The organism is Streptomyces sp. SID8352, assembly GCF_009862265.1.
In the GTDB taxonomy this organism is placed as follows: Bacteria; Actinomycetota; Actinomycetes; order Streptomycetales; family Streptomycetaceae; genus Streptomyces.
On sequence record NZ_WWGX01000096.1, the window covers coordinates 49994 to 76268 of the forward strand.

At 65.3% G+C, this 26275-nt stretch carries 17 protein-coding genes; 12 read left to right on the top strand and 5 right to left on the bottom strand.

The features are described 5' to 3' along the window. Positions 1-745: 745 nt before the first annotated feature. From dpdE to dpdD, 8 genes are read left to right on the top strand one after another with little or no spacing between them, the layout of a single operon-like run. Complete coding sequence (gene dpdE, locus GTY84_RS29180) at positions 746-4075, top strand: protein DpdE (RefSeq protein WP_161229404.1); 3330 nt, start codon at positions 746-748, stop codon at positions 4073-4075. After that, on the top strand, positions 4068-6662 hold the full coding sequence (gene dpdF, locus GTY84_RS29185; protein ID WP_161229405.1) for a protein DpdF: 2595 nt from the start codon (positions 4068-4070) through the stop codon (positions 6660-6662). Before dpdE ends, dpdF begins: the two co-directional genes overlap by 8 nt. Then, positions 6662-7552: a protein DpdG gene (dpdG, locus tag GTY84_RS29190; RefSeq protein WP_161229406.1), complete on the top strand. Its 891-nt coding sequence runs from the start codon at positions 6662-6664 to the stop codon at positions 7550-7552. The genes dpdF and dpdG overlap by 1 nt, the downstream gene beginning before the upstream one ends. Then, positions 7545-10622: a protein DpdH gene (gene dpdH / locus GTY84_RS29195; RefSeq protein ID WP_161229407.1), complete on the top strand. Its 3078-nt coding sequence runs from the start codon at positions 7545-7547 to the stop codon at positions 10620-10622. The genes dpdG and dpdH overlap by 8 nt, the downstream gene beginning before the upstream one ends. Further along, a complete protein-coding gene (locus GTY84_RS29200; protein ID WP_161229408.1) occupies positions 10619-11311 on the top strand; it encodes a hypothetical protein in 693 nt (230 codons plus the stop codon). Before dpdH ends, GTY84_RS29200 begins: the two co-directional genes overlap by 4 nt. After that, positions 11308-15834 (top strand): protein DpdJ, encoded by a 4527-nt coding sequence (gene dpdJ / locus GTY84_RS29205; protein ID WP_161229409.1) that lies wholly within the window; start codon positions 11308-11310, stop codon positions 15832-15834. Before GTY84_RS29200 ends, dpdJ begins: the two co-directional genes overlap by 4 nt. Then, positions 15831-16352, top strand: a complete 522-nt coding sequence (gene dpdK / locus GTY84_RS29210) for a phospholipase D-like domain-containing protein DpdK (protein WP_161229410.1) — start codon at positions 15831-15833, stop codon at positions 16350-16352. The genes dpdJ and dpdK overlap by 4 nt, the downstream gene beginning before the upstream one ends. Further along, complete coding sequence (gene dpdD, locus GTY84_RS29215) at positions 16349-18421, top strand: protein DpdD (protein WP_161229411.1); 2073 nt, start codon at positions 16349-16351, stop codon at positions 18419-18421. The genes dpdK and dpdD overlap by 4 nt, the downstream gene beginning before the upstream one ends. A gap of 446 nt (positions 18422-18867) precedes the next feature. Here dpdD and dbpB (GTY84_RS29220) read toward each other — a convergent pair whose 3' ends face one another. The 4 genes from dbpB (GTY84_RS29220) to GTY84_RS34295 are packed head-to-tail and all read right to left on the bottom strand — an operon-like array spanning position 18868 to position 22920. Further along, the gene (dbpB, locus tag GTY84_RS29220) at positions 18868-19971 is read right to left on the bottom strand and encodes a DGQHR domain-containing protein DpdB (RefSeq protein ID WP_161229412.1); all 1104 of its coding nucleotides are present in this window, start codon (positions 19969-19971) and stop codon (positions 18868-18870) included. Positions 19972-20009: 38 nt separating this feature from the next. Next, a complete protein-coding gene (dpdA, locus tag GTY84_RS29225; protein ID WP_161229413.1) occupies positions 20010-21230 on the bottom strand; it encodes a tRNA-guanine transglycosylase DpdA in 1221 nt (406 codons plus the stop codon). Further along, positions 21227-22360: a DGQHR domain-containing protein DpdB gene (dbpB, locus tag GTY84_RS29230; RefSeq protein WP_095709797.1), complete on the bottom strand. Its 1134-nt coding sequence runs from the start codon at positions 22358-22360 to the stop codon at positions 21227-21229. Before dbpB (GTY84_RS29230) ends, dpdA begins: the two co-directional genes overlap by 4 nt. Then, on the bottom strand, positions 22360-22920 hold the full coding sequence (locus tag GTY84_RS34295) for a hypothetical protein (RefSeq protein WP_237532771.1): 561 nt from the start codon (positions 22918-22920) through the stop codon (positions 22360-22362). The genes dbpB (GTY84_RS29230) and GTY84_RS34295 overlap by 1 nt, the downstream gene beginning before the upstream one ends. Positions 22921-23376: 456 nt before the next feature. Between GTY84_RS34295 and queC the strand changes: the two genes are divergently transcribed. The 4 genes from queC to GTY84_RS29255 are packed head-to-tail and all read left to right on the top strand — an operon-like array spanning position 23377 to position 25846. After that, positions 23377-24072 carry a 7-cyano-7-deazaguanine synthase QueC gene (gene queC / locus GTY84_RS29240; RefSeq protein WP_161229415.1) on the top strand — a complete coding sequence of 232 codons (696 nt, stop codon included), beginning with the start codon at positions 23377-23379 and terminating at the stop codon, positions 24070-24072. Positions 24073-24074: 2 nt separating this feature from the next. Then, positions 24075-24710: a 7-carboxy-7-deazaguanine synthase gene (gene queE, locus GTY84_RS29245; RefSeq protein ID WP_161229416.1), complete on the top strand. Its 636-nt coding sequence runs from the start codon at positions 24075-24077 to the stop codon at positions 24708-24710. Beyond that, positions 24710-25066, top strand: coding sequence for a 6-carboxytetrahydropterin synthase QueD (queD, locus tag GTY84_RS29250; protein ID WP_018551858.1), 357 nt, complete (start codon positions 24710-24712; stop codon positions 25064-25066). The genes queE and queD overlap by 1 nt, the downstream gene beginning before the upstream one ends. Positions 25067-25069: 3 nt before the next feature. After that, on the top strand, positions 25070-25846 hold the full coding sequence (locus tag GTY84_RS29255; protein WP_161229417.1) for a GTP cyclohydrolase, FolE2/MptA family: 777 nt from the start codon (positions 25070-25072) through the stop codon (positions 25844-25846). A gap of 151 nt (positions 25847-25997) precedes the next feature. Here the strand turns inward: GTY84_RS29255 and GTY84_RS29260 are convergent. Next, the coding region (locus GTY84_RS29260) for a transposase (protein ID WP_161229418.1) at positions 25998-26275 on the bottom strand (278 nt) is incomplete at its 5' end.

Consider the following 26275-nt stretch of genomic DNA (forward strand, 5'->3'; position numbering starts at 1 on the left):
TGGTGCCGCAGGCGGCCCGGGTGAACGCGTCGTCCAGCAGGTTAACGGCCCGTTCGGCGAACGACTCGGCGCGCGACCAGTCGTTCTGGTGCATTGCCCCCGGGCAAGCAGCCATGAAGTCAGATGGCGTCCCAGGCCCCTGGCGTTCTCGACGGCCCATCGCCGCTCGAGCCACTGGCATCCCAGTCCAGCATGTGCTGGTACTCCTAGAGCGTCACGTCGATGCGGATCGATGCCAGATCGCGGTTGGTCTCGGGATCCACGGCCGTGGCCGTGTGGGTCGACTTGTGCGGATCGATACCGATCAGCATCATCGGCGGTCCTCTCTCTCGGACGTCGGGTCAGTGGAATCCGCAGGTGACATCCCGACTTCGAGAAGCGTGGGGTGGCCGATGCTCATGCCTCTGTTGAGTCAAGCCGCGAACGGACACCGGGCAGGTCGACACACCCAAAGAGAGCCAGCTTTTGCGGGCGGCAGGAAGTACTCGAGTCGGCCCGCCCGGCGTCCTGCGGCACGTTACGAGCGGCCAACCCGATCAGAGAGACCACGAATGGCGTGATCACCGCTAGCGTGAGTGAACGTCGACACAGGGGAGGGGCGGCGTGAGACGGCACAAATCACCCTAAGGCGGAGACCCTACTCTCGTGATCGCAGACCGGATTGGCATACCCGGGCGGGGTGACTGTCAGAGGTGCCGTTTACGCTTCAGCCTGCCGGATGTGAGCGCCCCCTGAAGGAAGTGTGATGTCAAGGCCAAGGGTGGGGAATTTTGTTCGGTTTGTCGGTTCTCCGGGGGTTGGGCGTGTCACGGCAGTCGAGGGCGACAACGTCAAGGTCGACTTCTTCGAGTCGATAGCGGAACCGGTTGTTCACACGCAGTGGGTGGCTGCGCACCTGTGCACGCCGGTCAGCCTGCCCGACCAGACCCGCGTGTATCGGCGTGACCCGAGCACGGGCGTCTGGTTCGTGGGGCGGGTTCAGGGGAGCGACCCAGGCGTGTACTACGTCCGGTTCCCCAATCATCCGAACGTGCATCCGCCGGTGCGCACGACAGAGTTGCACGTGCGCTGGGACCAGCCCGTGAGGAACCCGGTGGCAACACTGGGCGCGGGAGGCAACGAATCCGGCTACTTCCACGATGCCCGCCTGCCGATGCTGCACGGCCTCATCGCCCAGCGCGGCGCCAGCGGAAGTATCCCGGCCCTGCTGTCTTCTGCTGCCGAGATCTACCCCCATCAGATCCAGGCCGCGCTGACCGTCCTTTCCGACCCCGTGCAGCGCTACCTGCTGGCCGATGAGGTGGGCCTGGGCAAAACCGTCCAAGCCGGCTACATCTTTCGCCAGACGCTGATCGACAACCCTCGCGCGCGAGTTGTCGTGCTCGCGCCGGCGCCCCTGGTCAGGCAATGGCGCAGCGAAATGCTGGAGAAGTTCTTCATCGATGACTTCCCCGAAGCACGCATCACCTTCACCGCTCACGACACCCCCGACAAGTGGGCTACCTACCGCGACGCTGACCTGCTGATCGTCGATGAGGCGCACCTTCTCGTCCAGACGATCACCGAGCCGACGCAGTCGCCCTACCGCGAACTGTGCGGCATCGCCCACTCGGCCACGCGCCTGCTGCTGTTGTCGGCCACCCCGGTGACCTCGCATTACGTCACCCACCTGGGCCTGCTGCACCTCCTGGATAAACACCTGTACCGCTGGGACGACCGTGCCGCCTTCGAAGAGCGCTACCGGCGGCGCAAAGACTTCGCCGACGGCGCCTTCCAGTTGGATGCCTACTTCCCGGCACTGCTGCCGATGACCATCCACAACCTGCGTGAGTTGGTGCCCCACGATGGCCACTTCGACGGTCTGGCCACCGAGGTGCTGGCGCTGCTCACCGACGACGACGAACTGGCGGACGAGGAGCAGGCCCCGGAACTGGAAGTGCGCGTCGAGGCGCTGAGGGCTCACCTCAGTGAGACCTACCGCCTGCACCGACGAGTGATCCGCCACCGCCGCGCCTCCGTGCTGCGCGACGACGAAGCATCGGACCTGGTGCCCTACGAAGTGCGGGGACGTACCCGCCCGCGCCTGCTCGCGGTGGAATCCGGGGAACACCAGTTGGCCCAGGCGCTGCTGCTGCAATGGCGCACCCTGATCGCTGATCACCTGCTGGACACCGAAGCCGACGAAACCCAGCAGACCGCCTACGGCATGGCGCTGGCGGTACTCGCCTCACGGGCCGGGGCCCTGTTCAAGGACGTGCTCTCTACCTTGCGCTGGCGCGTGCACCACGACAGTCGAGCCGCCGACCAGGCAGGACTCACCGATCAGGAACGCGGCTACCTTGCCGCGCCGGCCCCGGTGCCCGGCGAGAGTGACCTGCTGGACGCCTACATTCAGGAGTACGCCGACCACTCCGGTGTATCGGCCCGTACGGTCCTGGCTAAGGCGCTGCTGTCGGTGGTCCGCCCCGGAACCAGGGCGGTGATCTTCTGCGGCCCTGGAAGCCTGGCCGGGCAGGTCGCCGATGCGCTGCGCGAGCAGGCACCCGCGGCCGTCGTGGGCCTGCACACCCTCGACGTCGGATCGGACGCCTGCGAGCAGGCCGTGCTGGCTTGGCGCACGGCAGGCGACACCACGAAGTCCCAGATCCTTGTCGTTGACGCATCCGCCGAGGACGGGCTGAACCTGCAACTCGCCGACACGGTGGTGCACGTGCGACTGCCGTGGTCTCCCAACCGGTTGGAGCAGCGGATCGGACGCGTGGACCGCTACCGCGGGGTGGAATCGCTGCGCCAAAACCGGCCGGCGCAGCAGTTCCGCGTGGGCGACCGCGAAGGCGATGAGGCGTTTTGCGGCGCGTGGGCGCGTGTGCTGCACGAGGGATACGACCTGTTCACCGCATCTGTCTCTACCCTGCAGGACATCATTGCTGATGGGCTGCCCGGTGTGTGGGGGCAAGCCCTCGTCGACGGTCCGGGGCGGCTGACCTCGCTGTCGCCCAGCATCCGCGAAGAACTGCGCCAGGCCAAGCGGGATATCGACACCATGGACATGCTGGAGTCCGTACATGAGGCGTCGGAGCAGACACGGCAGATTGCTGCCGCCCTGGATCGCCTGGAACAAGACTGGCCACGTCTGCGGACGGACCTGGTGCACTACGCCGACCGAAACAACGGCGGCCTGGGCTTCCGGCACGGCACGCGTACCGTCGCAGGCCACCAGCGCGATTACTTCGACGTTGCTTCCTCACGCCCGCTGATCGACCCACGCCGCTACAAAGCAGCTGCCGAGCGCATGCATGCCGACATGACACAGGGAGTCTTCAACCGGTCCACCGCGTTGCGGGCCCCGGGAACCAGGCTGTTTCGCGCGGGCAACCCCTTCGTGGACCTGCTCGCCGACATCGTCTTCACCGATGAATGCGGTCAGGCCACAGCTTTCCGCCGCTTCGACCCCGCCTGTCGCGGAGCCGATGAGGCCTACTTCGGACTCGAGTATCTCGTGGAAGCGGACATCAGTGCCGCACTGCGCCGCCTCGAAGACGTACCGGAGGCCCGGCGCGCGCTGAGGCGTCAGGCTGATCGCCTCATGCCCCCGTTCACCCTCAAGGTGTGGACGCGCGCGGGGCACCCCACGGCTCTGGCCGACCCGGCGGTCTGCGCCTGGCTGAATGCCCCCTACGGCAAGGACAAGGACGGCAAGGAAACGAAGAGAGATCAGAACTACAACGTCACCAACCAGGGCCAACTGCTGGCTGTGTTCGGTGGCTGGCAGGAGTACCGGCATGCGGCACAAGCGGCCGAGGGCGCGGCCCGGGCCCACCTGTTCCAGGCGACCGACCTCGTGAGCAGGTGCACCACGGCGCAGGAGCAGGCACGTCAGCAACTCGCCGTCGCAACCGCCCAGGCCCAGGCGCGCCAGGCAGCCGGTCATCTGCTGGGGGATACCGAGAGCTATCTGCTGGATGTTGCCGTGGCAGGCGATCTCGTGGAGGGGCTCATCCGCCCCTCGGTGCGCGTGGTGGCTGCCACCTGCATCGTGCGCGGCGGCTTCCGGAAGGCGGAGCACCATGAGTGATGCGTGGGCGCAGGCCCAGGAATTGTTTGCCGCATGGCCCCAGATACCGTCGAAGCCGGCTGCCGGCACCCTGCGACGGCTGCAGGACGCCCTGGCCGACCAGGCGGCAGAGCACACCCAGGCGGTCGCCTGGCGCGACATTGCGGCGCTGACCCGCCAGGTGCTGCTGGAGGCTGCCGTCAGGGGAAACCACACCGGACTCGCCGTCCCCCTGGATCCGGCACTGCCCAGCCGCGAGCAGTGGGAACAGATGGCCTGCCGGACCCTTCCAACCGCGCGAGGCCTGCGGGTCTTCGCCCAACCGTGGCACCCGCGAGCGCTGACGCCCGAAGCACAAGACAGCGCTCAAAAGGATCTGGAACAGGTCTACCTCGGAGAGGACTCGCCGCTCCGGCGACACCTTGAACCTCAGCCTGCCGATCCCTTTTGGCACGAGGCCTTGGGATACCAGGAGTACGTCTCCGTCGGACAGCAGCAGGCGGCCCGAGCGGTCGCACTCGCCCCCGCCGGCACCACGACGATCGCGTGCCTGCCCACCGGACACGGCAAGACCGCGGTCGCACAGGCTTCAGCCCTGCTGGCCGGTGCCCGCGGGGGCGTGTCCGTTGTGGTCGTGCCCACCGTCATCCTGGCCCTGGACATGGAAGCCAGAACGCAAGCCACCCTTGAACGGCAAGGCAAACGAAGCCCGACCGGACGCTACGCCTACACCAGCGGCCTGCCGCAGGAGGTCAAGCAGCAGATCTGCGACGACGTCCGCACCGGCCGCCAGCGCCTGCTGTTCACCTCGCCCGAAGCAGTGGTGACGGCGCTGAAGAAACCGCTGGAGGATGCTGCCGAGGCGGGACTGCTGCAGTACTTCATCATCGATGAAGCACACCTGGTCGAGCAGTGGGGCACAGGCTTTCGGCCCGATTTTCAAACCATGGCCAGCCACCGGCGCACCTGGCTGCACAAGGCCCCCGCAGGGCAGGCCCCGGTGACCGTGGCCATGAGCGCCACCCTCACCAGCCGCCAGGTCATCCTGCTGGAACAACTGTTTGCCGAACCAGGACAGGCGCAGGTGGTCTGGGCGGCGCAACTGCGCCACGAGCCCAGTTACTACGTCGACACCTGCCCGGACCCGGAAACGCGGCAGGAAGCCGTCATCGAGGCCGTCGCCATGCTGCCCAAGCCGCTGGCGCTGTACACGACGCGCGTCAAGGACGCCGAAGCCTGGGCTGAGCGGCTTCGCTCAGTGGGCTTCCGCCGCGTGACCCAGGTGACCGGCGACTCCAAGGACGATGATCGTCGTGCTGCCCTGGAAGGCTGGGCGGGCTCCACGCCTGCCGGGCCCAGCCCGACCCGGTTTGACGTGGTCGTCGGCACCTCAGCCTTTGGTCTGGGAGTCGACCTCGCCGACGTACGCACCGTCGTTCACGCCTGCCTGCCGGAAACCACCGATCGCTACTACCAGGAAGTCGGCCGCGCAGGGCGCGACGGCAACCCCTGCATCGCCTACATGGCCACCGCCCCCGGCGATGAGGAGTTGGCCGAACGCCTCAACCGCGATCCGCAACTGACGACCAAGCGTGCCTGGAAACGATGGCGGGCCATGTGGCGCGACCGCATTCGCACCCCCAGCGGCGCCTACCGGATCAGCCTTGATTCCCTGCCCGCCGATATGCACGAAGGCTTCAACCAACATCGCACCTGGAACGAACGCATCCTCAACCTGATGGTCAGAGCCGGCCTGATCACGGTGACCATCCCTGAGCCGCCTGTGCGCGCACCTGAGGAAACCGACGCAGCCTGGCAGCAGCGATCCGATGCGTTCTATGCCGCACTGGGCAAGCAGTTCGACATCATCCTCGCCGACGGCCAAACCAATGACCTTGACTACTTTGGCGCCCACTTCAACCAGGTGCGTCAGCAGATCATCGCCGACCAGCACAGTGCGGGCGGGCGACTGCGCACCATTTTGCGCAGTGAACGCTGCTGGGGCGAGGCACTGGCAGAGCATTATCGCGTGCCGTACCAGGGGGGCACCTTGCCCACTGCAGTCACCTGCCGCGGGTGCCCGCACTGCCGTAAGAACGGCCCCGCGCGCGGGAGTGCTGCCGGCTACTACCGACTGGCCGTGGAACCCCGGCCCCCGGTGCCGTCCTGGCCCACCAGCAGCGCAGATCCCCTGCAGCGCTTCAGGACAGACCTTTCGTGTCTTTCCATCTACTGGGAAACCCAACAAGAGTTCAACGACCTCATACCCGAACTGCTCGAGCGGTTGGCGGCACGGGGGATGTCGGCCGTGGGCGGTCCGGGAATCAGCCGCCTTTCCACCCGACGACTGCAGCGCGACGTGCGCCCGCATCCCCTCATCGTGGACTCCGATGGAGACCTCCTCGACCGCTACACCAACCCCCTGGTCTGGCTCATGGACCCGGAGGATTCCGTCATGGGGCCGGAAGCGGCGATGCGTTTTGAGTCCCAGGATGTGACGTACCTGCTGCATCCCCGGTCCCTGACGCATCCGGACCGCCCCCAAGCCCCTCTCATTGCCATCCACCGCGCCCACCTGTGGGTACGTACTGCCCTGGAGTCTTTCTGATGGCCCTGCTGAATGTGGAAGCCTCGGTACCACCCTTTATGTGGGCCGTGGTTCGACTGCTTGCCGCAGAAGGCAAACCACTGCCCGTCGACCGGGCACGGTCGTTCTTGGCTCCGCCCTCGCTCACCGAGGGAAAGGAGAACAAGACCTTCGATCAAACCGTACGCACCCTGAGGGACCTGGGGCTGATCGCAGAGGAAGACAACCACATCCGGCTCGCTGGACATGCTGTGAGCGTGGACGGCACGGACTTCGCCGCGTTCGCTGCCTGCCTTCGCCGTGCTGTCTTGGACAGTGACCTCAATGCGGGACTGGCCCAGGATCCTTCGCAGACCGGTCCGCGGGACCTGACCCGTACGCTCGTGTGGTTCTTGTCCCGAGACCCCCTGGGCGAAGCCGCCACTTGGGATATCGCTCAGCTTGAGCAGTCTGTCGACCTCAACCCCGAAGCGGGCACCGCTTCCAAAAATGACACCCGCTGGAATCGCTTCGTGCACTGGGCCCCCGCCCTGGGCTTCGGAGCGACTCCCTTGCTGCCCACCTCGGGCAAGGGGCCCCTGTCGCCGGACTGCACGGCAGCCATCAAACAGACCATGCTGACGATGTGGGGGATCGGGGAACGCGTCAACGCCGTTGACGCCGCCCAGGCCCTGCGCACAGCCCTACCGGTGCTTCCCGGCGGTGAGTACGCCACGGCCTTGGGAATCCCCGACCCAGGAGCACGATCAGCTGGCCCTGCCTTGTCCTTTGCTCTCCTGCGCGGTGAAGACGAGGGCTGGCTCGTTCTGCAGCAAGATGCCGATGCGCAGCGCATCCTGAGCCTTCACGACCCCGACCGCCCCTCGCACTACGTGTCCGACATCGTCATCTCGGAGGACCAGAATGGCTGACCTTCGCGGCTTTTTGTGCTGGAAGCCTGAAACGGCAGCTGCGACGATCAACACCGAAGCAGTCAGCCCTTCCCGAGCGGTCTTCCTGGCCACGCATGCACCGCTGCGTATCCGCCGCTCCCGCCTGGACGGGCGCTCCGTTTTGGCCGACGGCGCCCTGGTCGACGAGAAAACCGTCCGCGATGAGTTCCTTGCACTGAAATCCGACACCGGTGCACTTTTGGTGCCGATTGTGGGTGACTCCGGCACGGGAAAGTCCCACCTGGTGCGCTGGGTAGGCGAAACGCTGCCCGACTCGGCCAAGCGCAAGGTCATCTACCTGGAAAAGGCCAAGACGAGTCTGCGGGCCGTCATCGACGCCCTCCTCGCCGACGTCCAGGACGGCAACCTGGCCAAACTGCGCGACGACATCCATCGCTTCACCGACAGCATGAACGTCGCCACGCTCAGCAGGCGACTGGTCAACGCACTGAGTGAATCCCTGGCCGCCACCACAGTCCGCGACGTTCCGCAGCACGCCCGCCCCCTGGCCGGCCCCCGCGGCCTGACCGTCATCTTGCAAGACCCCCACGTGAGTGCCTCCATGCTCGCCCAGGGCAAGTTCATCACCGAACTGGCAGAGCAGCTGCTTCATGACCGCGCGGGTGGCGAACCAGACCGTCCCATGGCCTTCACTATCGACGATCTACCGACCGACCTGCTCGATCTCCACCAGGCCGCCCAGATCACGATCAAACTGGTCGGCGCGATCTCGGGTAACCCCCTCCTGCAGCAGGCTGCCGTTGACCTGCTGAACCAGCACTTGGAAACGGCCGTCAAGCAGGTAGCCAGCCTGGGCTCCGGCCGCCTGCAGGACGCCATGCTCAAGGTGCGGCGGGAGTACGCCCGCGAGGGCAAAGAGATCGTTTTGCTGATCGAAGACTTTGCACTCATTCAGGGTGTCCAGAAAGATCTTCTCGATGCGGTCATCGAGGCGGGCAACCGCTTTGGCAGCGCAAGCCTGGCGCCCATCCGCACCCTCATGGCTGTCACCACGGGTTACTTCAAGGACCTGCCGGAAACTGCCCTGACCCGCGTGCGGGCAACGACCGGCTACGTCTACAACCTCAACGTGCCCTTCACCCAGGACGACCAAGGCGAGGAAGAGATCGCCTCGTTCGTCGGGCGGTATCTGAACGCCGCCCGCCTTGGACGGGACGCCCTGGAAAGCGCGGACGACGGACAGGTCACCAACCACTGCGAATCCTGCCCCCTGATCACCCAATGCCACGAGCAGTTCGGGGCAACCTCCCAGGGCTTTGGGCTCTATCCCTTCAACGAGTCTGCGCTGGTGCGCACCATCCACGCCACTGCCCCACGCAGCGACCCTTACGCGTTTGTCCCCCGCACCGTTTTGGGAAGCGTGATCCGTCCTGTCCTGGTCGAGCACGCGACCGCGCTCAAGGAAGGATCCTTCCCCGACGCCCGCTTCCGTTCTCAGTTCCCTACAGCAGCCGTTGATGACCCACTGCCTGCCGAAGTGCAGGAAGTGGTCGAGGCTGAGGACCACCTGGATGCCGCCCGCCGCAAGCTTGTCCTGGAATTTTGGGGAAACGCCCCCACCCACGCCGACGCCCTGCCCAACGCCGTCATCGACGCCTTCGCCTTGGAACACCGCACCTTCTCTGGTGACAGCACAGCGATCAAACAGACGCCGAAAGCCCAGGTAGAAGCTGAAGGGGACAAGAGGAGCACCGTCACCAGCACGCCGACGACGACCGCTCCTGTCTCCGCTGAATCAGACCTTCTACCATCGCTTCTGGCCAAGCTCAAGGCAGTGGATGACTGGCTCACTCGAGACCATGTGCTCCTGCAGTCCGTTGCTTCGGAGCTGCGCACCGCACTCATCGGCGCGGTCGTCCAGCGCTACCGCTGGATCGATCCCTTGATGCCGGAACAATCTCAAACCACCGCCCGCGCCGTGTGGCCCGTCAACGCCCGTGTGGTCTCGATCGAAGGGGCAACGGAAAACCTGGTCGGCGCTGCGACCGCACCCATTCGTATCAAGCGGACCGCGCGAAACAGTCGTTACCTGCACAGCATCCTGCTGATGAAGAACGGCCACCCCGCGCAACGAGCAGAGCATGTACGCCGGTTGAGTGCCGACGCAGACCGCTACGCTGCGTCTTTTACGACGGCCCTGCAAACAAGCCTGCAGATCACCGACGACGAACTGGTCCTCGGACTGAGGGCTTCGCTCATCGGTGCTGCGTTGGCTGGTGTTGCATGGCCTGGCATGGACGAGACCGACCTCTTGGCGGCAGCCTTCCATGACGGGCGTTCATGGAAGCGTCAGGACGCAGCCAACCGCGATCCTGCATGGGACAAACTGCTGGAGTCCCACCTCCCCAACAGGCCCGCCCTGGTCGAATGGCTTCGCAACGCACTGGGCGTGGCTCAGGGCAACGGGCAACCGCGCCTGATCGACGCTGCCCGAACTCTGCCGCTGTTGCGTCAGGCGTGCACACAGTGGGACTGGCAGATGGAAGGGAAGGAACCGCCGCCGGACCACGTGAAGCCGGCCGTCAAGAACTTCGCCAACTGGATCGACGTCGTCAACAACCAAAACGCCTCCCTGCACGATCAGTTGGACGTCATTCGCCAGCATCATCCGCGCGGTACTACTTCCGCGCAGGTCCTGGCCGCAGTACGCGACGCCCTCGCGGCCGCCGAGGACGCGAGCATCTCGATCCCTCGGGCAACCTTCAAGCAGATCACCGAGTTGCTGGAAGGTGCCCGCGACGTCGACTGGAAGATCCTCAACCAACTCGAGGACGACCTGCGTAAAGTCGACGATTCAGACGCCACCGATGCTGCGCGCCACGCGGCATCCATCACTGCTGCCGCGCGAGACCGCGGCGCAACCGTGCAGGTCGTGCAGGAGTTTCTCGTGGCCAGCGACACGTGGCTGACCGCTGCCTTGGACCACGCAGAATCTCGAACCAACTCCCACGGCGACGAAGCCGCCCGGGCAGTTCAGGACATTCTGACCGAGTGGCAGGCGCTGAACGTAGAGGGAGAAGACCGATGAGCGGGCCCCTGTCTGTCCTGCAAAAGGCAGAACGCCTTCAGGCTGAAGCACGCCGTCTCAACGAGGGAGCCAAGGGAGAGGAGGAAGCGCGGCGCATCAGCGAACGCATCATCGTCTTGCGGACCCACCTGGTCACCTTGCAGCGCCACCTCCGTATCGCCCGCTCGCTGATGATGCAACCCGCAAACCCGGACATCGACCTGTCCGGAGTCGACTCCGGCCTGGCGGCATTCTCCCGTCAGTGCGAGGGCGGCGGCTTGCCCCCCAACGCGGCCTTCACTCGCGCATCGACCGCAGTACAAAAGACGGTAGAGCGCATCGCCCGGGACAGTCAGGAGGCCTGGCGGCAGTGGACGCAGACGCAACTGGCCGGACTGGAACTGGCCCGGCAAGTCATGCTCTCCATCGGCGAGCAGAGCCGAGCGAAGTCACTGCACCAGGACCTCGTCAAAGCCGCCCGGACCGCAGAAGTCGATGCATCAGCGATCACCCTGTTTGCCAACGCGCATGCTGAGCTGGCCGAACTGCTCAGCACCGCCCCGGCCCCCCCGCCGGAACTGCAGACACTCCTGGACCGCCTGGCATCTGGTACCTCGCAGCTACTGAAGGACATCACCGACGCAGAAATCGCGCTGCTGCGCCAGTGCCAACTCGATGGCGACCTGGAAGTCCGAAGGAGGCGAGCGTGATCTCACCTGCGCTGGCGCGCTTTTACAACCTGGTCCTCAACGCCCTCGAGGACCGCGAACTGCCTCTCGTGTCGTGGGGTATCACCGACGGATCCCTGACCGAGCATGAAGTCCTCGACGTCATAGAATCCTTGCTGCCCAAGGCCCCCGCGGACGTTGCGCAGATGTCGAGCGAGGACCTGCTCTATGAGTTCCGCGACCGGGCCTGGCTCTTCAAAGTGCCCGACACCTCCCCTGCGCAGTACCGCACACGCCTTGCAGAGAGTGTCCGACTCGCAGCACAACTGCGGCAGCTTTTTCCCTGGCAAGCGCGGGATGAGTCCACACCGTGGTGGCAAAGCGGCAAGCGACTCGTGGCCGACTACCGCCTGCACACCGCGCCACGCCGCTACCCTCAACGCAACATTCCAGCAGCCACAGCACTGAAGGAACTGGACAGCCAACCAGGCTGGGGAGCCGTTCAACACCTGGTGGCGCAAACCCAGATCGGCGCCCGCGACCTCGCCCGCTTCCAGGTCGAGGCCACCGCGGCGGTGACTGGCGCCCTGCAACGCCCTCACTCCAGTGGCGTCATCGTGGGCGCTGGCACCGGCAGCGGCAAGACTCTGGCTTTTTATCTGCCAGCTTTTGCGGCCATGGCCGAGCGCGCTCGCCCCAACACCTTTCGCCTGCACACGCTCGCGTTGTATCCCCGCAAGGAACTTCTACGGGACCAGTTGCGCGAGGCATTGAGCACCGCACGCTCACTGGAGCCTGCCCTGCTGAAGTTGGGGCGTCGGCCGTTTCGACTGGGAGCCCTGTACGGGGACACGCCGTACCGCCAAGACGACACTCGCCTGCTACCCGGCGCCACGGGCCGTACTGCCTGGAAGCGCACGCGCGATGGCGCCGTCTGCCCGTACCTGACCTGCCCCGCGTGCGAGCGCGGTGAACTGTTGTGGCGTGATGCTGATCGCCGGAGCAATCAAGAGCGCCTGACCTGTCTGGCTCCAGCCTGCCGTGCCACCATTCCCCACGGCGTCCTTGCCCTGACTCGTAAATCTCAGGAAGACACACCTCCTGACCTGCTGTTCACGACAACCGAAATGCTCAACCTGAACAGCGCCGGTGGCGGGCTCAGCCGCCTGCTGGGCTGGCAAGGCGGCGCAGCGCCTTCCCTCGTCCTGCTTGACGAGGTACACACCTACTCGGGGATCCACGGAGCGCAAACCGCCCTGCTGCTGCGCCGTTGGCAGCACGCTGTCCGCAAACCGGTGGCTTTCGTCGGCCTGAGCGCGACCCTGCGCGATGCTGCAGGGTTCTTCGCCCGCCTGGTAGGACTGCGCGACAGCCGCGTGGAATACATTCAGCCCACCGATGACAGCATGGACCACGAGGGCCGCGAATACGCCTTGGCCTTGCGTGGCGATCCGATCGCAGGCAGCAGTTTGTTGTCGACGTCGATCCAGACAGCCATGCTCTTTGGACGCATGCTCGATCCGGAAGAGGACGCGGCACTCTACGGCTCCACCGGATTCCTCTTCACCGACGACCTGGACGTCACCAATCGCTTCTACGACGATCTCAGGGACGCCGAAGGAGGACAAAACCGCTACGGTAAGCCGGGGAAGAAGCCGGTTCTTGCAGCGTTGCGGGCCCCGAAGCGCGCCCAGCACCAGGCACGCTACCGTGAGGGCCAGTCGTGGGACCTCATGGAGAAAATCGGCCACGTACTCGCTGCTGGCAGGGCCAACCACGCCTTGCGCATCGCACGCACCTCCTCCCAGGACGTCGGAGTCGATCTCCAAGCGAACCTGACGGTGGCGACGGCCTCCCTCGAGGTCGGATTCAACGACCCCCGCGTGGGACTGGTACTCCAGCACAAGGCACCCCACGACGCGGCAGCCTTCATCCAGCGCCGCGGCCGGGCCGGCCGCCAACGCGCCATGCGCCCCCTGACCGTCATCACCCTCTCCGACTACGGTCGCGACCGTCTGGCCTACCAGGCCTACGAAACGCTGTTTCAGCCCGAAGTGCCCGCACGCCACCTTCCGGTCCACAATCGCTTCGTCATCAAGATTCAAGGAGCGCAATCACTGCTGGACTGGGCCGGGCGCAAGATCCGCCCCAGCCATTGGTGGGCCGACCCTCGAGGGCTGCTGACCGCACCCAGCGGGGGAAGCAGCAGCAAGGAAGAAAGGGCCGCTGGTGAAGCCTTGGCGCACCTGCTGGAGAGTCTGTTGACCACTCCCGCTCTCCAAGACGACCTGGCCCGCCACCTCAAGGCGTCACTGCACCTGACCGCCGACGACGTACAAGCCCTGCTGTGGGAAGAGCCGCGCTCCTTGCTCCTCAGCGTCGTTCCCACCGCGCTGCGCCGGCTGAAGAACGACTGGCAAGTCCTCCAGGACAAAGACCCCGGCGCCGAACCCAGAGCGGTGCTCCCGGAGTTCGTCACACGCACCCTGTTCGACCCCCTGAACGTGCCCGAAGTCGCCCTGATCCTGCCCTTCGCTGCGCAGCCCACAGCCAACACGGCTGAGCAGGACAGCGCCGATGAACTGCTGCCGATTGCCAGAGCCCTGCGCGAGGCCGTACCGGGAAGAATCAGCCGCCGCTACGGCCACCAGCACGACGACCACCGCACCTGGCTGCCCATCCCGCCGCTGGGCCAGGACACCCTGGAACTCGACAGCACCCTCGTGCCCGTCTCGACCGCCGAAGGCCGCTGGACCCCAACCCTCACCGGCCAAGAACCGTCAGACGTCGTCGTCCTTCGCCCGCACCGACTGCAATTGAGCAAGCCGGACAAGCAGGTCGCCGACCGGTCCCAAGGATTTCCTCTGTGGGGCTCACAACTCGTCGTCGAAGCCGGCGCACGCCCCTTGCCCGCCGATATTCCCCACCCCTCGCCCTGGGGACAACGCATCACCAGCGTGGGCTTCGCCACCCACGAGGCAGGCAACCCCATCGAGGTGCGCCGCATGACATGCGGATCGCGCTTTGAGGTCAGCTACGACGGGGGCACCACCGACGCACGCACCGTGCGCTACACCCTGAACGGGGAACCGGCCGCACTCGGCTTCCGACTGAACGTGGACGCAGCCTCCTTCACCCTGGCGCCCCTCGACACCAGCCACCCCCAGGTCGCCCAGTATCTGACCTCGCCCCAATGGCGCACCCTGGCCTTCTTCCACGCCGTCGACAGCGACGCCGCCCTCAGCGAGGTGACCAACCAATTCCAGCGCGGCTGGCTGGCCCTGGCCTACCTGACGTCGTTCTCCCTGCGAGGCCTGGCAGAAAACAGCCCCGCCCCGGCATCGATCCGCCAGCTGCTCGCCACCGGAACCTGGCGAGACGACCTGAGCGAGATCCTCAGCGTGCTCTACCGCGACGACCCAGCTACATCACCCGCACAGAGCAACGAACGCCTCATCGCCACCCTCACCGAACTCAGCCAGCAACCCGTCGTCATCGACGCACTCGACCGCGCCGGACACCTCCTCGTGGCCTCGGACATCGCCCAGCGCACAGCCGACCTGGCACGCCGTACCTACACCGACACCATGGCCGCAGCCATCTTGACCGCCGCCCTTCGCGCCTGCCCCGACGCCCAAGACGGCGACCTGATTGTGGACGTGGAACTGCCCGCACACAGCCACAACGCGGCCGCGATCTGGCTCAGCGAAACCTCCATCGGAGGTCTAGGTGTCATCGAGCAGCTCTCCCGGCACTACGCCGAAGACCCGCGGCGCTTTTGGCGCCTGGTCGAATCAGCACTGACCCCCAACGACTACGAATACGTCGACTCCACCGTCACCCGACTCCTGCACCACGTGACCACCCAGCCCAACGGCAAGGCAGCACGTGCCATGGCAGCCCTGCGGGCCCACACCTCCGCCGCCGAATCCAACCAAGCGCTGACAACACTGCGCGAGGCCTGGAGCGACATCGACGGCCCCCCACGCCACAGCGCAGTGGCAGCACTGTCAACCCGGCTGCTGCGTCCCGGCAGCACTCCCGCCACCGACGCCAGCACACTGGCATTGGTCGAAGGATGGCGGTCCCTGGAACAACGCCTGGGCGTGGAAGTCGATGCCCGCGTCATCGCTTACGCCGTCGGATCAGGCCGCATGCCCACCGGCCCGGGACCGCGCCTTAGCGCCGACCAAGCCTTCAGCCTGCTCTGGCCGCGTGGCCGCGACGCCCGCAACCACCATCTCCAGCACTACCAGCCTTATCTCGACCGCCCCGCCAGCCTGGACCGACTCCTGGCCACCGCAGCACACGACGAACAACTGCCCCACATCGACGTCACCGAAGAAGGCTGGGAAGAGCGCTACCAAACCGCACTAGCCCAACACGCCGCCGCCGTGTTGACCGCAGACACCCAAGCCACCACCGCACTGGCCGACGCCATCGTCCGGGTGCCGGCCCTGCCGATCGACCGAGACGCGATGCGCGTACACGGAGAAATGCAAAGCATGAGCCGCCACGGCCAGCAATGGCACGTACGAGTGGACATCCGAGAGGCCACACAATGAATGGACTCCAGCGCCCCGTACGCACCGGCGGACCCACCGGTGAAAACCCCGACACCATTCTTGCCACGGCCCTGATGGGAGAACTTCTCTTCCCCGGACCCAGAATGTGGCTGGTCTCGCCCTGGATCAGCGACGTCCACGTCGTGGACAACAGCCACGGATCATACGACGACCTGTTCGGCGACACCCCTCCCAGCGCCTGCTCACTATCCGACCTCCTCGCCCGGATCGTGACCGCTGGCTCCGCCCTCACCGTCGTCACCCGCCCCGATCCCCACAACGCTCACTTCCTCGCCCGATTGCACCGCCGCACCCCTGCCCAATCCGTCCGCGTGGTGCAAGACGCCTCCGTCCACGAAAAGACCATCTGCGGCCGTGACTGGCTGCTCACCGGGTCAATGAACTTCACCGTGCGCGGCTTGTTGGAAAACGATGAAGCCGTGACCTACAAGGTGGGAGGCAGCCATGCAGGCCAGGCACGCCTCGAACTCGCCCAGCGCTGGAAGGAGCATCAGTGACCACCACACGCCAAAGCGCCCCGGCCTGGACCACACAGGACCTGGACGACCTCTTTCAGCGCTTCTTCGGCCCAGGCAACGACGCGTGGCCAGGAATGGATCCCGACCCCCGCAAGGGCAAACGAGCCCGGCCCTTCGTCGACCTGCTGCGCCGCAGTACTGACATTCCCCTCGTCCTGCCCCGCTACCAGCAAGCCCAGGACCGCTTCGCCATCTACGTCACCGCCCGTGACGAAGCACACGCGGCGCTCATGACCCAGATCATCACCGCATTCGCCGGACCGACGTACCTCATCGACGCAGGCGTGCGTCCGTGCACCCTCGACGTCAACGACCCCATCGAGTCCGCGCTGCTGGACCTCGCCGGCGAAGCAACCACCTTCCGCCTGGAAACCCACCCCAACCGCCGCTACCGCCAGAAACTGACCGACGTCGCCCTGCTCATGCAGCGCACCCTGGCCAGTCGCCCCCCTCGCCTGTGGCGCGTAACCAAACCCACGGGGCGACTCCTGGCCGAGTTCGACGCTGCCCTGGCCGCCGGCGGCGAAGCAGCCTCCCAAGCAACGCTCGAGCAGTTGGCAGCGCAAGGCGGCATCAACGCCGTCAACCTCGCCTACCTGCGCATCAAACGGCTCTCCCGCCTTGGCCTCGACCAGGAACTGCTCGACTACCCTGACCTGGGCGACATCGTGCGGCAAAACCCGCCGATCCCCGTCAAGGAAGCAGTGCTTAACGCTGTCTACGCATGCGACCTGCACGAACCACTCACCTGCGGTGACCTGCCAGGCGCCCAACAAGCCCTGCGCGATCGAGGCTTCCTCGCCCTTGCGCCCTTCGAAGACGCCCAAGCCTCATACTCCACTGAAGCCCTCACCGTCCTCCTCCTCGCCGCCGTGAGCCGAGAGGACTTGGCAAGCACCCAAACAGTTCTCACCACCCTCCAAAAGAACGCACCCCTCGAATCCCTTCCCTTGGCTCTTCGTAGCGCTATCACCGCGTTGCACAACGTCCAGCCGGACGGGATACCAACCCACCAGACAAGCAAATCCACCGAAACGCCCGAAGTTCCCGCCCCCGCGTCCCCGACACACCACGCGGACGCACCACCCACACCAGCAACTCCCACCTCTTGGCCGGAGTTGATGAGCGCGGTCGCCGACGGCCACGCCCACCTGACCAGCATCCTGGACCAGGAAGCGTGGACCGACTGGCCATCACCAGCCCAAGACGACCGGCACATCGCCACCGTGCTGGAGGACCTCCCCGACGACAGCCAGGCAAAAATCTGGCGATACGTGGGCGCCTTCATCGACAGCGTCGGGTACGGCCAGCCTGCCCCCTTGAGCGCACGCGCCCTGATCACCTGCGCACTGGCATACGACTGGCTCGGCCCAGGAGACCTGCTAGCCGTACAGGCCCTCACCGAAATCGTCCTGCGCTCCAGTCCTTCCGCCGCTACTTACAAACAACTGCTGGAAGAACTCGCCGACACCTGCGAACGCTGGGTGGCCCCCGAACGAGCCGCCATCGCACTGGACTTCGCCGACCGCCTCGTCATGGAAGCCAGCCCCGAGCCAAACGCACGCGAAACCTTCGCCCTGGCACTGCTGCTACCACTGAGCGTGCACCAGGGGCGCTTGGACCCCGGCGACCTGAGCATGGCGCGCCGCCTGTCCACGGAACTCGGCATTGAACTGGACTGGCAGAGCCAGCCCAGCGAAGGCGAAGCACAAGACGCCGAAGCAGAACTCAAGGCCGCAACGGGGTGCCAACTCCTGCTGTACTCCCTCGACGAACGAGTGCTCGACCGAGTCAGCGAGACGCTTCAGCAACTTGTCCCTGGCCTCAAAGTGACCGCTTCCCACGACAGCGTAGGAAGTTCCCAACTGCGTCAAAAAGCCCGACAGGCAGACGTGATCGTCTTGGCCGCCCGCTGTGCCAAGCACGCCGCCACAGGGTTCATCACACAGCACGCAAAATCAGCTGTTACCGAATATGCGGACGGCAGTGGTTCGGCCTCTCTTCTGCGCGCGGCAATACACGGCTTGCTCCGCGCCGGCAAGGTTTGAGGTAGAAGCCCGCCTCGCTTACGTTGCCGTCACCCGGGCCCGCGACCGCCTCGACCTCGGCGTGTGAGGCTCATAAAGTCATCGCTGCTGGTCGGCACCCGCCTACAGGCTCGTCGACGGGGACTTGTAATGCTGCCCTGATAATCGTGTCCCTGCTCTACCGCACCGCATCGACGCCCACTCGACCGGACTCCCTGCAGGCACCACACGCCGCACCCACTTCGCCGACCTCGACCTCACACCCCGACCCCGCCGAAAGCCCCGCACACCACCCGCGAATCGGGCGACAGTGCCACAGGGCCGGGTCGGTATCCGTGGTGCGTGCCATCGTGGATGCGCTGCAGGATGGGTCGGTCCAATTGGCAGCCGCCGAGGACGGGCGCAAGCACGGCAGATGAGGGGCATTCACCGTGTCCGATCCAGGCACGGTGAACCCAGTCGGCCGGTCAGCCCCGCACGGTGCGCACCAGCAGGTCGGTGAGCAGGCGGATGTCGTTGGGGGTGTTTTGCAGGCCATTCCAGCGGCGCTGTTCGCCGTCGGGGAAGCGCCACATGCCGGAGGTCCAGGCGGTGACCGGCATCAGGCTCAGGATGGCGTTGCGGACCCGGTCGCAGTCGACGTCTTCGGCGGCCATGCCGTCGGTGAGGCTATCCATGACGAAACCCATGGCTTGGATGCCTGCTCCGTGGCTGAGGCGGGACTGGCGGGGCGGGAGCTTCCAGGCGTCGCTGAAGGATTCCTGCACGATGGTCCAAAAGGAGCGCAGGTGCAGCAGCATGCGTTCGACGTCGCCGGAGCCGTCTTCGGGGTTGCGGTACTGGTAGAGGGCCCCTTCGAAGAGGCTGTGCTCCAGCATGCGCAGCAGGCTGGTGTCTTTGATGTTGCCGTGGGGGGAGGTGGGGCTGGCGACGCGGCCGTAGAAGGGGCCCTCGCCGTCGATGTTGAGGCGGGTCATCAACTGCGCTGGCAGGCGCTTGCGGGCGTAGGAGGGAGGGAGGTGTCCGCTGGTTTCGGGCAGCAGTTCGTGGATGAGGCCCTTGGGTAGCGGCTTGGTGGAGTTGACCAGGATGAACTGGGAGCGCTGATCTTGTTGATCGTCGGCGATGAATCCGACGGCGGCTACGGGGAATTCGGCCAGGTCCGCGTCGCGGATGGCGGCGCTGCGCTGCTGTCCGTCCACGATCAGGGCGGGCTTTTCCTCATCGGGAAGGGATTCGTCGACGGGGATGACCAATTCTCCCGGGACGGAGTAGTCGACGCCGGCAGCCCGGCGTGCTCCGGTCTCGAACCTGACGGACTCGTCGAACGCCAGGACCAGGGCGTTGGGGAGCATGGCGTTGTCGGACTCGAGGTAGCGGCGGATGCCCCGGATGTGGCTGAGGACTTCGGGTCGCTGGTAGCCCTGCAGGCTGCTGCTGTCGTCCCGCCGGACGCGGGAGACGGCGGCGAAGCTGTGGATCTTCTTTCCGTCGACAGCGAAGCAGTAGATTTTTCGGTCACCCTGACGCACTTCAAGTGCGGGGAGCCTGAGTTCGTAGCGGTCGGCCATCGCATCTCCTGACATGGATAAAAAGTAGAGGGCGGATCTTACCCGAAGGTGAGTGATCGCATTTTCGCTTCGAGCACGGTCAAATTATGAAATCCGCGACGCTTATTTCGCTCACTCCCCCGGAATATCACGATCTCAATTCCGTGCTTCTCACACAGGGCGCAGGGACAGATGCGCCAGGGCGCATCGCTCAGGGTGCGCTCATACACTTCGAGGTAGCTTTTCTTTTTGGGCCCGAGTACGAGGGATTCGTAGGTTCCGAGGGCAGCCAGGACCTCCTCTATGGACGTTTCCTCGCGATCGAATTCGCGCAGGGCGCGCAGGCTGGCTCGCTCGGCGGCGATTGCTTCTGCCTGCGACACGTTCCCGGACAGGATGAGCCGCTTGAGTGCGGGGTTTCCGTCGACTTGGGGGACCCTGATGGCCGTGTAGGAGTCGGTGGCCGAGTGGTAGTTATTGCGGTCATCCATGAAGGCCTGACGGAAGGCGGAGGTACTGTCGAAACTGGTCACGCCGTGACGGGCGAACTGTTCCATGCTGTCCACCCGGTTGATGCCGAGGAGATGCAATCCTGTTCCCGGGGAGCGAATGTCGTCGATGGCGCGCAGGCAGGAGAGGATTTCGTGCGATTTGAGGGGAACCATGCCGCCCAGTGCGATGCGCCGGTAACCCATCTTCTGCAACTGCTTCACGCTGTGCGCGTAGCTTTGCGGGCCCCAACCCTGTGCTGCACCGACCGGTTCGAAGTGCGCGCCTGATTTTCGTGTTGCGGTAATGAATTCTTCGGCAAGTTCCAGGGAGATTTGCTGCCGGGTGATCCAGGCGTCTTCGGGCTGCTTATCAGACTCTTCGGGAATATACCCGAAGATAATGTGGTCGATACTAATTCCCGCATCGAATCCACAACGGCCGTAGAAGTCCATGACTTCATCCACCTCGTAAGGCGGACGCTCTTCGTCTATATAGTTGAAGGCGCCACAGTCACCGATGGTGGCACAGGCTTCGGGGAGACGGAAGAAATTTCTCACGCCCAGCCGGTAGAAACGCTCGCGCTGCGGGGAGGAGTATTTTCCCGAGCCTTTCACGGATCCGTCGACGACCGCCTTGCTGACGAGGATCCCGTCGTAGGGGATCGGCGTCACAACCTGGTGAGCGTAGACGTCGTCCCGTTGGCGCACTCGGTAGGGCGAGTACTCGTCGTTGACGAAGTCGTAGGTGGGGCTCACCAGGTCCTGGCTGTCAGGAAAATAGAATTTCACGCCGCTTTTGCCTTTTCCTGCACATAGATACGGAGGAGGTAGTTCGACAGGGTGCTGATGTGGCGCGGGTTGTTCTGGAGTTCGTTCCAAGGGATGTTCAGGTCCGGCCAGCGCCCGTCGGTCCAACGGCAGTGCGGTGCGACTAGTGCGAGTTCGGCCCGTGCCTGCTCGAGCGCATGGGGGGATGCAGGCGGGATGGCCATCATTACGCGGTCCATGAGACGCCCCATGGAGCGGATGCCCACTCCGTGCATCAGCCGACTCCGAGTCGCCGGCAGGCCCCACGCTTCCGGGAAGGTGTCCCGGACGGCATTCCAATAGATGACAAGAATCTGCCGGATGGTGGCGGTGTCGACGGTGCCGTTGGACAGATTTTTGTAGGGGAAGAAAACACCCGAAGGGGAGTTGAGGGATTCCTGTATGGCCGTGGTGAGGCTGTTGTCGGTGACGACAGCCTCCGCTTTCTGCTCGGCCGTGGTGGAAGGGCGGCGCACCAACCCGTGAAAGGGCGAATCCTTGTCCTGATTGAGGGCTTCGACCAGGACCGAGGGGAGTTTCCTGGCGGACAGTTTGGTCGGCAGCACCGTGCCGACTTCGGGAAGCAGTTCGGTGACGAGGTTGGTCGGCAGCGGGGAGACCGTGTTCACGCGCAGGAACTGGTCTCGCTGGGTTTCCAGGTCTTCGGCGACAAACCCGGCGATGGTCACGGCCAGGCGGGTGTTGCGGGTGCGGGCCAGAGCGAGGCTGCGCTGCTGGCCGTCGACGATCCAGGCCGGCCGGGGGGCATCGGGGGAATCGGGCAGAGAGATCTCCAGCGTTCCGGAGGTACACAGGCCGTCGCTGCTGCTGGGGCCGGGGCTGGACTTGAACCGCACACTGGAGGGCAAGGCGAGAATCAGTCCGTTGGGAAAGAGGACCTCGTCACTGTCGAGATACTCCAGGATCTGCTTGACGTGCTGCTTTTTCTCGGGGCGCTGGTAGCCGATGAGCCTGCCGGCCTCGTCCCGGGAGATCCGCGCGACGTCGGCAACCTGGTGCACCTCTTCTGCCGCCAACGTGAACACATACAGCGGGATCGTGGGGTGCTGCTCGATCCGCAGGGCCCGACGCTTAAGCACAGTGAAAGTCATCAGCGGCCAATCGTTGATGTGTACAGGTCTGCGAAGCGCCTCTGTTCACAGGCCATCCCCTTGTCTCTGAAGAGACGCAGCAGACGAGTGCGGGAGGAGTCGGGGTGGAGGGCCTTCATCTCTTTGATGAAGGCGATCACCAGCTCGTCCGACATAGGTGTGCGTGCGTAACGTTCGGGCCGGGCCGCCTGAGAGGCCCAGGCATCCCAACGCGCCTGCGCCTCAGGGCTGATGAGGCGGCCCGGCGTGCAGTGCTCGAGCCAGGAGGCTGCCATGCGGGTGTTCAAGCTGGTGAGGGTTCCGCCGAGGGCCTGCCGCAGGGCGGCATTGGCCGGCACCCGCAGCACCCCGTCCAGATCGCAGGCGCCCCCGATCAGCACCACCTCGGCGTCGGCGGCCGCGAGCCCGCGCAAGTCCCGCTGCATGGCCTGGGCGTAGGTCTCCGACAGCACCACCAGTGCCCGTCCGGCGGCCGTGGCGATCTTAGACAGATCGCTGGCGCCGTCCAGGTGCTGCAGGTGATCCCACCACCGGGATGCTTCAGGACTGGAGAAAGCCACGGAATCTGCGTGTCGTGGTACGAAAGTCGCTGCATACGACGGCGCCAGGCTGGAGACTTGCCGTAGGCCCAGGCCGGCCGAGGCTACATAGAGACGAGGGACAAACCCTGCTCGAGCTGCGGCGTCGGTGAGAGCGAGCGCACGCCGCCACTGATCCCCCTGGTAGAGGTCCTGCAGTTTCGCCTGCCGGCCCTGGACTGCCTGCAGGCGGCGTGCCCATTCCGCGGCTCGCTGCGGCAGGTCGCCGCTGGGCAGGGTGCGGGCTTGCAGGTCCGCGGGGGGTGGTGAGGCCTTCCGGTCCGTGCACGTGACCACGATGGGCAACTCGTTCACTGCGACTCGACCCCTGGCTTCCGTAACTCGATTTTTGTTGTGGTTACTGTAGCCGGTAGTTAGGGGGGTAGGCTGCACCTGCCTCAACTGAGGAAACTGGACTGCAGATAGGGGAGTGACAGCATGGACCGTCCCGCGATCGTGTTGCTGAGCGGCGGCCTGGACTCGACCACGGTGCTGGCCATCGCCAAGGACCAGGGATTCACTCCCTACGCGCTCAGCTTCCGCTACGGCCAGCGGCACAGCATCGAACTGGAGGCGGCTCAGCGCGTGGCGCAGACCCAGGGCGTGGCCCAGCACGTCATTGCCGACATCGATCTGCGGGTTTTCGGCGGCTCTGCCCTGACCTCCGACATCGAGGTGCCCAAGCACGAGACGCTGGAGGACGTCGAGGAGGGCGGGGTGCCGATCACGTATGTGCCGGCCCGCAACACGATCTTCCTCTCATTCGCGCTGGCGTTCGCCGAGACGGTCGGTGCCAGCGACATCTTCACCGGGGTCACAGCCGTGGACTACAGCGGCTACCCCGACTGCCGCCCCGAGTACATGGAGGCCTTCGCCACCATGGCCAACCTGGCCACCCGAGCCGGGGTGGAAGGAACCTCCAAGATCACCCTGCATTCCCCCCTGATCGCGCTGTCCAAGGCCGACATCGTGCGCGAGGGCCTGCGACTGGGCGTGGACTACTCCCTTACTTCCTCCTGCTACGACCCCGACGAGCAGGGGCAGGCCTGCGGTAAGTGCGACACCTGCCTGCTGCGCCTGAAGGGCTTCGCTGAAGCCGGCGTGAAGGACCCCGTCCGGTATCAGAGCGCCTGAGCATGACCTATCTGATCAAGGAAATCTTCTACACCCTGCAGGGAGAAGGCAGCCACGCAGGGCGTCCGGCGGTCTTCTGCCGCTTCTCCCGCTGCAACCTGTGGACAGGCCGGGAACAGGACAGGGCCCGCGCCATCTGCCAGTTCTGCGACACCGACTTCGTCGGCACCGACGGTGAAGGCGGCGGCCGCTTTCGCACACCGCTGGACCTAGCCGATGCCGTGGAGGCCGCCTGGCCCACGACCGATCGAGCCCACCGGTTCGTGGTGTGCACCGGTGGAGAGCCCCTGCTGCAACTGGATGAAGAAACCATCGAGGCTCTGCACGAGCGCGGCTTCGAAGTCGCAGTGGAAACCAACGGCACTCGCCCGGCCCCACGAGGGATCGACTGGCTGTGCGTCAGCCCCAAGATCGGCTCCACTCTGGTCCTCACCCAGGGTGACGAACTGAAACTGGTCTACCCGCAGGTCGGCGGTGACCCCGCCCAGTTCGAAGAACTGGACTTCCGGCACTTCAGGCTGCAACCGCTGGATGACGCTCACCGTGAAGCCCATACCCGTGCCACCGTCGAATACTGCATGAAGAACCCGCGCTGGACTCTCTCCCTCCAGACGCACAAGTATCTGGGAATTCAGTAATGGAAATCTTTCGCGAGTTCACCTTCGAAGCAGCGCACCGCCTGCCGCGCGTACCTGAGGGCCACAAGTGTGCCCGCCTCCACGGCCACTCCTACAAGGTGATCGTGCACGTCGAAGCCCCCGTCGATGCAGAACTGGGCTGGGTGATGGACTTCGGCGACATCAAGCGGGCCTTCAAGCCCATCGATGCTCAACTCGACCACTACTACCTGAACGACATCGAAGGCCTGGACAACCCCACCAGCGAGAACCTGGCCCGCTGGATCTGGGACCGGCTGATCGGCGAACTTCCCGCACTGTCCGAGATCACCGTGCGGGAAACCTGCACCTCCGGTTGCACTTATCGAGGCGTGTAAGGCATGCACGACATCCAAAACGAAGCCGACCGCCGCGGCATTTCCATCGACGAGGTGGGCATCAGCGGCCTGCGTTACCCCCTCACCTTCGACGACGGCTACACCCGACAGCAGGGCATTGCTGACATCAGCGTCACCGTCGGCCTGCAAGCCGACCGGCGCGGCACCCACATGAGCCGCATGATCGCGCTCGTGCACGAGGAAGTCGCCACGCTGACCCCGCAGGAGTTTCCCATCGCTCTCAAGCGTGGCCTCGCCCTGCTCGATGCACCGGCTCTCACCCTCGCCCTGACCCTGCCCATCGCCACGGCTGTCACCGCCCCCGCCAGCCAGCGGGAATCCTGGCAGGCCCACGACGTCACCGTCACCGGCCGCATCACCGCTTCCGGATGCACTGTCACCACCTCGGTGACCACGCACGTCACCAGCCTGTGCCCCTGCTCCAAAGCCATCTCCGACTACGGCGCCCACAACCAACGCAGCGAGATCACCCTGGAGATCACCGGCACCGACGACACCCCTTATCCCCTACCGGTCCACGAGATCATCCAGATGCTGCGTGCCACTGGCTCCGCTCCCGTCATCCCGCTTATCAAGCGGCCTGATGAACGCGTCGTCACCATGCAGGCCTACGACCACCCCGTGTTCGTCGAAGACATCATCCGGGACATAAGCCTCACCTGCCGAGACAAAGGGCTGACCCACACCGTCACGGCGAAGAACCTGGAAAGCATCCACAGCCACGACGCCATCGCGAGCCTCACTTACAACCACCACTGACCCGCCACAGGCGGCAGGGCCTCGGCGTAGTCGCGTTGCGTCCGGTTTGTGATCATCCGAGGCCGAGGAGTGCGAGGGGCCATCGGGGATCGCGGGCGTTGCGTCGCAGGCCCGCGACGCAACGTTGGAGCACAACGGTCTCTTAGAACTCCTAACGCAATGACTTCAGGCGTCGCCAGCAGATGAGTGCGCATCCGAGGATGAGGAAGGCTTCGTGGATGTCGTCGCGTATCTCCCAGCGGATCCGCAGGCGGCGGAACCAGTGGAGGTGGGCGAAGGCCCGCTCGACGACCCACCGTTGGATGCCCAGGCCCGAGCCGTGCTCGGTGCCGCGTCGGGCGATCTGCGGTTTCACGCCGAGGGCGCGGACGAGGCGGCGGTACTTGTCGTGGTCGTAGCCGCGGTCGCCCAGCACCACGTCGGGACGGC

Coding starts and splice junctions, on each gene's coding strand:
- GTY84_RS29255 (WP_161229417.1), top strand. CDS start 25,070: ATGCACGACATCCAAAACGAAGCCGACCGCCGCGGCATTTCCATCGAC.
- dbpB (WP_095709797.1), bottom strand. CDS start 22,360: ATGACTTTCACTGTGCTTAAGCGTCGGGCCCTGCGGATCGAGCAGCAC.
- queE (WP_161229416.1), top strand. CDS start 24,075: ATGACCTATCTGATCAAGGAAATCTTCTACACCCTGCAGGGAGAAGGC.
- dpdH (WP_161229407.1), top strand. CDS start 7,545: ATGGCTGACCTTCGCGGCTTTTTGTGCTGGAAGCCTGAAACGGCAGCT.
- dpdF (WP_161229405.1), top strand. CDS start 4,068: ATGAGTGATGCGTGGGCGCAGGCCCAGGAATTGTTTGCCGCATGGCCC.
- queD (WP_018551858.1), top strand. CDS start 24,710: ATGGAAATCTTTCGCGAGTTCACCTTCGAAGCAGCGCACCGCCTGCCG.
- dpdG (WP_161229406.1), top strand. CDS start 6,662: ATGGCCCTGCTGAATGTGGAAGCCTCGGTACCACCCTTTATGTGGGCC.
- GTY84_RS29200 (WP_161229408.1), top strand. CDS start 10,619: ATGAGCGGGCCCCTGTCTGTCCTGCAAAAGGCAGAACGCCTTCAGGCT.
- queC (WP_161229415.1), top strand. CDS start 23,377: ATGGACCGTCCCGCGATCGTGTTGCTGAGCGGCGGCCTGGACTCGACC.
- dpdE (WP_161229404.1), top strand. CDS start 746: ATGTCAAGGCCAAGGGTGGGGAATTTTGTTCGGTTTGTCGGTTCTCCG.
- dbpB (WP_161229412.1), bottom strand. CDS start 19,971: ATGGCCGACCGCTACGAACTCAGGCTCCCCGCACTTGAAGTGCGTCAG.
- dpdK (WP_161229410.1), top strand. CDS start 15,831: ATGAATGGACTCCAGCGCCCCGTACGCACCGGCGGACCCACCGGTGAA.